The 241-nt window shown below is 63.9% G+C and carries 1 protein-coding gene; it reads right to left on the reverse strand.

Going from position 1 to position 241, the window contains the following annotated elements:
• Positions 1-51 precede the first annotated feature (51 nt).
• The gene (locus ACPYOM_RS23650; RefSeq protein ID WP_481347852.1) at positions 52-210 is read right to left on the reverse strand and encodes a hypothetical protein; all 159 of its coding nucleotides are present in this window, start codon (positions 208-210) and stop codon (positions 52-54) included.
• Between the last annotated feature and the right edge of the window lie 31 nt (positions 211-241).

Genomic DNA, 241 nt, shown 5'->3' on the forward strand with positions numbered 1-241 from the left:
TCCCCCCCCCCTCCCCCCTCGTTGCCAGGACGGCGCGATCCCCTCAGAGTACTACACGGTCCGTGGGCTAGGAGATGTGTATAAGAGACGGTTGCCCCACAGCTCGACGCGGCTGCGCGGGTCGAGGCCGGTCGTGGGCTCGTCCAGGACTGCCCCTTGTACACATCTGACCTTGTCGACGACGGAGAGAGTGTAGATTTCGGTGGTCATCGTATCATTAAAAAGGGGGGGGGGGGGGGGG

Source organism: Monashia sp. HAY1-2A (assembly GCF_056755315.1).

Bases quoted from the DNA above. Each gene is read 5' to 3' on its own strand.
- ACPYOM_RS23650 (WP_481347852.1), bottom strand. From the start codon at position 210: ATGACCACCGAAATCTACACTCTCTCCGTCGTCGACAAGGTCAGATGT.